This window comes from Streptomyces sp. NPDC054847 (assembly GCF_053610925.1).
This window is the reverse complement of the sequence record NZ_JBSGZJ010000301.1, coordinates 1-8,971: the sequence shown is the minus strand read 5'-3', so window position 1 is coordinate 8,971 and position 8,971 is coordinate 1. Positions and strand designations below refer to the sequence as shown.

Genomic DNA, 8,971 nt, shown 5'->3' with positions numbered 1-8,971 from the left:
CGGCAGGGCCAGAACCCAAGATCTTCACGAGCCTTCTAGGCGAGGCCGCCGGCGATATCACGCCCCGTGAGCTGACCATCCTGCTCGAAGGCGGGTGGCGCGAACGCAAAACCGCAGCCTGGCTCATCGCCGTCGCCCGCAGAACCGAGTTCCGCGAACGCCTCGGCGACCTGCTGCTTGCCGGCGAGGTCTGCTTCGCAGGCTCGGCCTACTGCGTCACCTTCGCCACGTTCGCGACTCCCGCCGACGCGGACCTGCTGGCTGCCTACCTCGATCGCTACCTGCGACGCCCCGACCTCTACTACGACCAGCCGGCCGCCATGGGCGCGCTCCTCCACCTCGACGCCAAGCTCCGTGCCGATCAAGCAGCCCGATTCCTGACCCCGGACGGCCTCTGGCATCAGTGGATCGACGGACCGCCCCTCAAGGAGCACCACGGCACGCCGGACAGTTATCGCGAGGCCGTCAGCCGGCTCTGCGTCTTCGCCGATGAGAGCGCCGAGCATCGCCCGGCAAGGAACCGATGACGTCGTCCTCAGAGGCGTGACACCTCATCGAAGGAACCTACTGCCGCGCAACTCGACGTTGTCCGGACAAGTTCCGCACATCCGGCTGCCCAACTGTGGAGCACTCGCTCGTGCAGGAGCGAGAAGCCGGCCTAGTGCGCCGCGAGTCTCTCAACCAGCCCGATTGCCCGCGCGAGCAACTCCCGCTCCTCTTCCGTCAGTTCCGCCTCAATCGCTCGCGCAAGCCAATCCGCCCTGCGCCCCCGCTCCTCCTCCAGCAGCGCCCGCCCCGCAGAGGAGAGCTCGACCAGGCTCTTGCGGCCGTCCGTCGGATGCGCCCGGCGCGTGATCAGCCCCTGGTCCATGAGCAGTCCGACGGCTCGGGCCATGGACTGCGGGCGCACCCGCTGATCGGCCGCCAGTTCGCTGGTCGTCATCGCACCGCTGCGGTCCAGCGCACCGAGAACGGCCACCTGACCCAGCGGCATCTGGTCCTCGAGCTTCACCCGCCGCGTGAGCTTTCCCGTCGCGGTGCGCAGTTCGGCCGCGACGGCGGCGGATTCCGGAAGAGGCATGCCGAATTTTAACGCAGCACCGCTGCACAGCAGAACTGCGCAGCCTGGCTGAACAGGGTAACTGAACAGCATGACTGCACAGCCTTGCTGTAGAATTCCTTGTGTCGGGTCCAGCGCCACCGTCGCCGCAGTCGAACCCGGCACGCATGCGACAACGGGAAGGACTCCCATGACCGCCATCACCTCCGTCACCGGCCGCCGCGTCCTCGACAGCAGGGGCAACCCCACCGTCGAGGTGGACGTGGAACTGGCGGACGGATCCGTCGGCCGGGCCGCAGTCCCCTCCGGCGCCTCGACCGGCGCCCGCGAAGCCGTCGAACTCCGCGACGGCGACCCGGCCCGCTGGCACGGCAAGGGCGTCGACCACGCGGTACGCCACGTCAACACGGAGCTCGCGGCCGCCGTCACCGGTCGCGAGGCCGAGGACCAGGCCGGCCTCGACGCCGCCCTCGTCGCCACGGACGGCACCCCCACCAAGGCCAGGCTCGGCGCCAACGCGATCCTCGGCGTCTCCCTGGCCACCGCCAAGGCAGCGGCCGCCGCCCACCGCCTGCCGCTCTACCGCTACCTCGGCGGCTCCGACGCACGGCTGCTGCCCGTGCCGATGATGAACATCGTCAACGGGGGTGCGCACGCCGACAATCCCCTGGACTTCCAGGAGTTCATGATCGCCCCGATCGGCGCGGAGACCTTCGCCGAGGCCGTGCGGATGGGGTCCGAGATCTTCCACACCCTGCGCCGCGACCTCCTCGCCGCCGGGCACTCCACGGGCGTGGGCGACGAGGGCGGCTTCGCGCCCGCCCTGCGCACGGCCGAGGAGGCGCTCGACTTCGTGGTGACGGCCGTCGAGCGCACGGGCTACCGGCCGGGCACGGACATTGGTCTGGTCATGGACCCGGCGTCGTCCGAGTTCTTCCGCGATGGCGTCTACGAGTACACCGGGGAAGGAGTGCGGCGCACACCCGCCGAACACGGCGACTACCTCGTCAAGTTGATCGACGCCTACCCCATCGTTTCGATCGAGGACCCGATGGCCGAGGACGACCTGACGGGGTGGCGGGACCTGACCGCACGGGTCGGTGCGCGCTGCCAGCTCACCGGTGACGACGTGTTCTGCACGAACGAGACCCTCCTGCGCGAGGGCGTCGCCGCCGGCGTCGCCAACTCGGTCCTGGTGAAGGTCAACCAGATCGGCACCCTGACGGAGTCCCTGGCCACCGTCGACGCTGCCCACCGGGCGGGCTACACCGTCGTCATGTCGCACCGCTCGGGAGAGACGGAGGACACGACGATCGCGGACCTGGCGGTGGCCACGGGCTGCGGCCAGATCAAGACCGGATCACTGTCCCGCTCCGACCGCACCGCCAAGTACAACCAACTCATCCGCATCGAGGAGGAGTTGGGCGACAGCGCCCGGTACGCGGGCGCGGAGGCGCTGCGCCGCCAGGAGGCTCGTCCGCCGCTCTGACGGAATGCCGGAACCCGTTCTCACAAGCAGAGGCGAATACCCGGCTCAGGCCCTGGACATGGCGTCGACCGCCCTCGCCCTGCAGTCCGAGCATTCCGGACGACCTCGTGGCAACGAACAGATGCCGCCCCTAGGAACCGCCCCCGGGCGGGTTGTCCGTGCGGAGCATGCGCAGGACGGCCCGCTCGGCGGGACCCTGAGTGGCGGGAATGCCGTACGCGCCCTCGTCGCCGAGGCGTGGCAGGGCGGCGGCGATGGTGACGCCCTCTTCGTACAGCTCGATCACCCGCGGGTTGATGTAGGAGCTGCGGCAGATCGCAGGGGTGTTGCCGAGGTATCCGGAGACCTCGCGGACCGCGCGGGCGATGGCACGGCGGCGGGCGGTCTCGCTGCGCGCGACGGACTGTGAGACGGCGAGCGCGACGGCGGCCATGACCGTGGCGTGCCAGGTGCGGAAGTCCTTCGCGGTGATCTCCAGGCCGGCGATCTCCTGAAGGTACGCGTTGACGTCGGCGCTGCTCACGTCGTGCCAGGCGGGCCGCTCCCAGTACGCGAGGAGGCGGTCGCCGCCGCCCCGGCGCCGCAGCAGCGCGGTGAGGCTGCGGCAGGCGGCGGGGTCGGCGACGGTCTGGACGATCTCCTTGCCGTGCTTGCCGGTGTACGTGAAGAGGACGGCACCGCCCCGGCAGCTGGAGTGTTCGCGGAGCAGCGTGGTCAGGCCGTAGCTGTTGTTCAGCTCGGTGTACTGGTCGCTGCCTATGCGGAAGAAGCCGAGGTCGAGGAGGCGTACGGCGGTGGCGAGGACCCGCCTGCGGGTCAGGCCGCGGTCGCCGAGGTGTCCCTCGACGGCCTCCCGTACGGCGGGCAGGGCCTCGGCCGCGTCGAGGACGTGGTCGTGCTTGGCCTGCTCCTGCTCGGCGCGGAACTGCGGGTGGTACAGGTACTGGCGGCGGCCGGCGGCGTCGGTGCCGACGGCCTGGAGGTGGCCGTTGGGCCGGGTGCAGATCCACACGTCGCTCCAGGCGGGCGGGATGACGAGCGCCCGGATGCGGGCCAGCTCGGCCGGGTCGCGCAACGGCTGCCCTTGGGCGTCGAAGTAGCGGAAGCCGCGCCCGTGGCGCTTGCGGCTGTAGCCGGGGTCGGTGGGCCGGCTGTGGTGAAGACGCAACCCCGCCTCCTCGGACGCGATCGGCCGTGGAGCTGAACGGCCGATCGTCCAGGTCCACGTCACCACGGCGCGAGTCCTCACGAACGGCGCTGCGGCGCACCACGCTTCTGTCCGGACGCGCCGGCCACAAACCCGCCCCGCCCGGAGGCGGTGGGTCACCGGTTTCCTCGGCGTTCGAGGTAGATGGACGTGAATACGGCGACCTTGGCGCGCAGCGCCCAGGGGTCGAAGGGCTTGCTCATGTAGTCGACGGCGCCGGCCGCGTAGCCGCGGGCGGAGTGCTCCGGGTCGACGCCCATCGCGGTCAGAAAAATGATGGGGACGTCGCGGGTCCTCGGCCTGCGCTTGATGTGCGCGCAGGTCTCGTAGCCGTCCATCTCCGGCATCTGCACGTCCATGATGATGACGGCGAAGTCGTCGTGGTCGAGCAGCGCCTTGAGCGCCTCGCGGCCGGAGGAGACGGTGACGAGCTCCTGATCGAGGGTCGCCAGCACCGCGGTCATGGCGAGGAGGTTGTCCGCCTGGTCGTCGACGATGAGGATCTTGGGCATGTCCTGCGGTTCCGAGACGGCGGGCAGAGCCGCCGGCCGTTCCACGGCCTCCAGTTGACGTTCGAGGAGATCGCACCGTGCCTCGGCGGCGGCACGTTGTTCCCGCGCCTGACGCAGCTCGTTGTCCAGGCGGGAGACCTCCATCTCCAGGTCGTTGCGCTCCTGGAGGAGTTCGGTGACGTCGGAGTGGGCGGCGGCGAGCTTGTCCGCCCGCTCCCGTTCCGCGCTCCGGTCGGCCTCCAGCTGGTTGAGGCGTACCTCCAGGTCGGCGATGCGGTGGGTGCGGTCGAGGAGCGCGTCGCCCAGGACGTCGCCGCGGACGCTGGAGCGCCGGGACACCCGGTCGGCGTCGGCCAGCTGCTGCTCCAGGAGCTCGACCGCGTGCTTGGGGGAGGAGGCGGCGTCGACCGCCGAGCCGTACAGGCCGCGAACGAACTCGATGGCCTCCGTCGTGACGGCGGTTCCATGGTGCTCGGCAAGGTCCGTGAAGAGGTCCATGATCACTTGCCAAGGCGGTAAACGGGTTCCGTTCAGGTAGCGCGAGAACGTCCCGGGATCGCGTTGGCGCCGCGCCGCATAGCGTCGTACGGAGACCTCCATCCCTTCGAACAGCTCCCGCAGCGCCTGGGCGAGAGCGCGGGACGCCTCGGTGAGATCGGTGCCGAGAGGTCGCAGCTCACCCACGGTCCTCCGCCTCCCCGGCACCGGCGCCCGCCGCTTCACGGCAGCCGGCGGTCTCGGCGGCGATGAGGCGGTTGAAGAAGGGCACCGACAGCCCGGCGGTCGCGAGGCCCGCGAGGACGCTGCGGGGCGTTCCCTCGCCGGCGAGCGCGGTCAGAACTCCCGCGGTCACGCCGCCGATCAGGGCCAGCAGGAACACCAGGGTCGCTCTCTGAGACAACAGAGGCCGGTCCACCAGGATCTCCGTCCATTCAACCCGTGCCAGGGCAACGGGGCTTCACGCTTCCGGCGGATTGCCGGAGCGGGGAATCACAGAATGGCGGGCGGTGGGACCGATGCGCTCCGCGACCGGAAAAGAAGTGCAACAGCGATCGCTGTTGGCACCGGCTCTCTCCGCGGACGGCGCCTGTTCCCGCTGGTCGGAGCGGCATGCGCGTAACCGTTGCCCGGCGTTGCCCCGCAACGCTGCTGACGCGTTGCCGCGAGCACTGCGGAAACCCGGCTCGCGGGCCTTTCGTCCGGAGCCGCCGGAACTCCACCCCTTCGGGGCATCGGGCGGCGCGTTGGTCGGCGTTTCCAGGGCGACGCCCATAGCTTGGCCGGGAAGACACGCCTCTCTGCCTGCCCGAGGGTCGGCGACCGGCCGCCGAGGGTTGGCCGGCACGACCCCTGGAGAAGTTCCGTGAGCGCCTACGGCTCCACCCCCCTGTCCCGGCGACCGATGCGGCGGAAGCTGCCGCAGGTCCTCATCGCGGGGCTGATCCTCGGCACCGCTTCCGGATGCTCGTACAACTGGGCGGACTTCCCGCGGCTCGGTATGCCGACCCCGGTGACGGAGGAGGCGCCGCGGATCCTCTCCCTGTGGCAGGGCTCGTGGGCGGCTGCGCTGGCCACGGGCGCGCTGGTCTGGGGGCTGATCCTGTGGAGTGTCATCTGGTACCGGCGCAGCCGTACGAACGTCGACATCCCTCCGCAGACCAGGTACAACATGCCGATCGAGGCGTTGTACACCGTGGTCCCGATCATCATCGTGTCGGTGTTCTTCTACTTCACGGCGCGGGACGAGTCGAAGCTCCTGGAGCTGTCCGAGAAACCGGCTCACACCATCGGTGTGGTGGGCTACCAGTGGAGCTGGGGTTTCAACTACGTCGAGGACGTGGACGGCAGGCCCGAGACGGGCGACGCGCAGGGGAGCCCCCTCCTGGGCACGTTCCCGGACCGGTTCCGCAAGGACTTCCCGGCGGGTGCCGAGGGCGTCTACGACGCAGGGATCCCCGGCACCCGGAACCCGCAGAACGGCAACCCCGGTCCGACGCTGTGGCTGCCCAAGGGGGAGAAGGTCCGTTTCGTTCTCTCCTCGCGTGATGTCATCCATTCGTTCTGGGTGGTCCCGTTCCTGTTCAAGCAGGACGTCTTCCCCGGTCACAACGTCAACGCCTTCGAGGTCACGCCCAGCAGGGAGGGCACTTACAGGGGCAAGTGCGCCGAGCTCTGCGGTGTCGACCATGCCCGGATGCTCTTCAACGTCAAGATCGTCTCTCCGGAGCGCTACCAGCAGCACCTGAAGAGCCTTGCCGCGAAGGGCCAGACCGGGTTCATCCCGGCGGGCATCGAACTGACCGACCCGGCCAGGAACGCGGAGCCCAACAAGCTGTGAGCCCATGCTGAGCAGCTGAGCAGCTGAACAACGGAGCATGCGTGCGGTCCCGGGCCGCCACGGCACGGCTGGGCACCGGCCGGAGAGCGTACTGGCGGGTACCCGTGCCGCACGGCGCGCCGGCCGCTCCGCGGATGTCGGTCCACAGCCCCGCAGGGACGCCTACGGCGCGTAGCGGGACGGCGTTCGCCACGGCTGCGCCGGGGGACGGCGGCCGCAGGGTTCACGCTGCCGGTCACGGGCACCCGCGACGGTGTCCGCCTCCCTCGCGACAGGAGCAGATCGTCGTTGACCGGTCACATGTCTCAGGCAGGGACGAAGCTGCCCGTCGGCGTCAGGCTCGCCGCGCGGGCCGCACGCGGCATCGCCCGCCGGCCCCGAGCGACCGCCCACGGTCGTGACGTCGCCCGGCGCTCCCGGACGGGTTACAGAAGAAGACGAAGGAGATCGATCCGGCGGGGCGCACCGTGCGACCCCGGAGGAGCGGCCCGCGCCGAACGGAGCGGGGCCGGCCCGCGGAGAACGGAGGCGGTGATGATGACCGAGGGCAGCATGGCGGACGACGTATATCAGCCGACGGGCAGCAACGAAGAGCAGGAGGACGCCGCACCACTGGACCTCCAGAACACAGTGGGCGAGCGCAGCTACGACGACATCCTCGACGAGGGCTATTCGCCGCCGGAGAGGCCGCTCGGGGTGGAAAAGACCGGTACCACCGCGGCGGAGCAGCACGACGGCGAGACCCTCGAGCAGCGGCTGGCCCAAGAGCTGCCCGACGCCGGAGCGGACGAGTCGGACGGCATCGGCGACCTGCCCGGCGGTGACGGGGAGCCGATCGATCCCGAGGCGGGGACCGAACGGGCGGGACGGCTGGTCGCGCCGGACGAGGGCGCCCACCCGGACACCGACAAGGAGCTCTTCGCCTCCGACGTGGGCATCGACGCGGGCGCGGCCGGCGCCGAGGAGGCGGCCATGCATGTCGTGCGCGACAACGACCTCGAACGATCGGAACGGGACCTGGACAGGGGAGGGACGTGAACCCGGCCGGGGCCTGTGCCGCGGGCATCCGCGGCGATCGGCCGTCACGAAACGCCGTGCTCCGCGGATCGGTGCGTCCGTCGTGCCGGGCACACTGACGAGCAGCGGGAGTGTACGAACGTACCTTCTGGAGTGTACGGTCGTACGCATGGCGACGGACTACTTTGCTGGCGACCCGCGCACCAACCTCGAGCGCATGCTCGCGGGCGACCTCTACATCGCCGACGACCCGGCGATCACCCGCAGGCAACAGCAGGCCGTGCGGCTCGCCGCCCGCTACCAGACCGCCCACCTCGAGGACCCGGCGAAGGCCCGGCCGATCCTCGAAGAGCTGCTCGCCTCAGCGGGCGAGGACGTCGAGGTGCGCCCGCCGCTGTACGTCGACTACGGCAGCAACATCACCATCGGGGCCCGCACCTTCGTCAACTACAACCTGACCGCGCTCGACGTCGCCCGGATCACCATCGGCGAGGACTGCCAGATCGGCCCGAACGTCCAACTCCTCACCCCCACCCACCCGCTGGAGCCCCAGCCGCGACGCGACAAGCTGGAGGCCGCCCTGCCCATCACCATCGGCGACAACGTCTGGCTCGGCGGAGGCGTCATCGTCTGCCCCGGCGTGACCATCGGCGACAACAGCGTCATCGGGGCCGGCTCCGTCGTCACCAAGGACGTCCCCGCCGACGTCGTCGCCGTCGGCAACCCCGCCCGGCCGATCCGCGCCCTCTGAGACACGGCACCCGATGGCCACCGGACACACCGACCCCCAGCGACGCGAACGGATCATCGCCGCCACCCTCGATCACATCGCCGAGGAGGGCATCGCCGGCGTGTCCCACCGCAAGATCGCCACCCGTGCCGGCGTCCCGCTCGGCTCGATGACCTACCACTTCGCCGGCATCGACGACCTGCTCCGCGAAGCCTTCACCCGCTTCGCCGACCACTTCGTCGCCGTCTTCGAGCACCACCTGGGCCCCGTCGACAGCCCGGACCAGGCGCGTGAGGCCGTCACCGACCTCATCCACACCCTCTCCGAGGGACCGCAACGTGACCTGGTCCTCACGCACGAGCTCTACACCCTCGCCGCCCGACGCCCGGAGTACCGGGAACTGACCCAGGCGTGGATGCTCCGCAGCCGGCACCTCCTGGAACGGCACTTCGACCCCGACACCGCCCGCCAGCTCGACGCACTCGTCGAAGGACTCACCCTCCACCGGGCCCTCGACCGCGCACCGCACGACCGCGCGCTCACCCGCGAAGCGGTCAAGCGCATCACCGCCGCCTAGCAGCGGCCACAGAACAGCCTGTGGGGGCGCGGCCCTGACAC

10 protein-coding genes are annotated in these 8,971 nt (G+C 70.4%); 6 read left to right on the top strand and 4 right to left on the bottom strand.

The window, feature by feature from the left end; genetic code table 11:
* Positions 1-527: DUF6000 family protein (locus ACWGH4_RS24910; RefSeq protein ID WP_453464754.1), on the top strand; the 527-nt coding region annotated here is incomplete at its 5' end.
* 131 nt (positions 528-658) lie between these two features.
* On the opposite strand, the gene ACWGH4_RS24905 is transcribed toward ACWGH4_RS24910, so the two are convergent.
* On the bottom strand, positions 659-1,081 hold the full coding sequence (locus ACWGH4_RS24905; protein WP_441262294.1) for a MarR family transcriptional regulator: 423 nt from the start codon (positions 1,079-1,081) through the stop codon (positions 659-661).
* Positions 1,082-1,250: 169 nt separating this feature from the next.
* On the opposite strand from ACWGH4_RS24905, the gene eno reads away from it, so the two are divergent.
* Positions 1,251-2,549 carry a phosphopyruvate hydratase gene (gene eno, locus ACWGH4_RS24900; protein ID WP_453464750.1) on the top strand — a complete coding sequence of 433 codons (1,299 nt, stop codon included), beginning with the start codon at positions 1,251-1,253 and terminating at the stop codon, positions 2,547-2,549.
* Positions 2,550-2,679: 130 nt separating this feature from the next.
* Here eno and ACWGH4_RS24895 read toward each other — a convergent pair whose 3' ends face one another.
* The 3 genes from ACWGH4_RS24895 to ACWGH4_RS24885 form a co-directional block, all read right to left on the bottom strand.
* Positions 2,680-3,717 carry a DNA topoisomerase IB gene (locus ACWGH4_RS24895; protein WP_453464747.1) on the bottom strand — a complete coding sequence of 346 codons (1,038 nt, stop codon included), beginning with the start codon at positions 3,715-3,717 and terminating at the stop codon, positions 2,680-2,682.
* Between the two features lie 155 nt (positions 3,718-3,872).
* Positions 3,873-4,952 (bottom strand): response regulator, encoded by a 1,080-nt coding sequence (locus tag ACWGH4_RS24890; RefSeq protein WP_441262297.1) that lies wholly within the window; start codon positions 4,950-4,952, stop codon positions 3,873-3,875.
* Positions 4,945-5,169 (bottom strand): hypothetical protein, encoded by a 225-nt coding sequence (locus ACWGH4_RS24885; RefSeq protein WP_310650526.1) that lies wholly within the window; start codon positions 5,167-5,169, stop codon positions 4,945-4,947. Before ACWGH4_RS24885 ends, ACWGH4_RS24890 begins: the two co-directional genes overlap by 8 nt.
* A 501-nt stretch (positions 5,170-5,670) precedes the next feature.
* Here ACWGH4_RS24885 and ctaC point away from each other — a divergent pair.
* The 4 genes from ctaC (at position 5,671) to ACWGH4_RS24865 (ending at position 8,930) form a co-directional block, all read left to right on the top strand.
* Positions 5,671-6,606, top strand: coding sequence for an aa3-type cytochrome oxidase subunit II (gene ctaC, locus ACWGH4_RS24880; protein ID WP_453464757.1), 936 nt, complete (start codon positions 5,671-5,673; stop codon positions 6,604-6,606).
* A 537-nt stretch (positions 6,607-7,143) separates the two neighbouring features.
* Complete coding sequence (locus ACWGH4_RS24875; RefSeq protein ID WP_441262594.1) at positions 7,144-7,644, top strand: DUF5709 domain-containing protein; 501 nt, start codon at positions 7,144-7,146, stop codon at positions 7,642-7,644.
* 148 nt (positions 7,645-7,792) lie between these two features.
* Entirely contained in the window at positions 7,793-8,374 is a 582-nt protein-coding gene (locus ACWGH4_RS24870; RefSeq protein WP_453464742.1) for a sugar O-acetyltransferase, read from the top strand.
* 13 nt (positions 8,375-8,387) lie between these two features.
* Positions 8,388-8,930 carry a TetR/AcrR family transcriptional regulator gene (locus ACWGH4_RS24865; RefSeq protein WP_453464739.1) on the top strand — a complete coding sequence of 181 codons (543 nt, stop codon included), beginning with the start codon at positions 8,388-8,390 and terminating at the stop codon, positions 8,928-8,930.
* Positions 8,931-8,971 lie beyond the last annotated feature (41 nt).

What these genes read in the sequence shown, in the direction of transcription:
- ACWGH4_RS24905 (WP_441262294.1), bottom strand. Translation starts at nt 1,081, where the DNA reads ATGCCTCTTCCGGAATCCGCCGCCGTCGCGGCCGAACTGCGCACCGCG.
- eno (WP_453464750.1), top strand. Translation starts at nt 1,251, where the DNA reads ATGACCGCCATCACCTCCGTCACCGGCCGCCGCGTCCTCGACAGCAGG.
- ctaC (WP_453464757.1), top strand. Translation starts at nt 5,671, where the DNA reads ATGCGGCGGAAGCTGCCGCAGGTCCTCATCGCGGGGCTGATCCTCGGC.
- ACWGH4_RS24875 (WP_441262594.1), top strand. Translation starts at nt 7,144, where the DNA reads ATGACCGAGGGCAGCATGGCGGACGACGTATATCAGCCGACGGGCAGC.
- ACWGH4_RS24870 (WP_453464742.1), top strand. Translation starts at nt 7,793, where the DNA reads ATGGCGACGGACTACTTTGCTGGCGACCCGCGCACCAACCTCGAGCGC.
- ACWGH4_RS24865 (WP_453464739.1), top strand. Translation starts at nt 8,388, where the DNA reads ATGGCCACCGGACACACCGACCCCCAGCGACGCGAACGGATCATCGCC.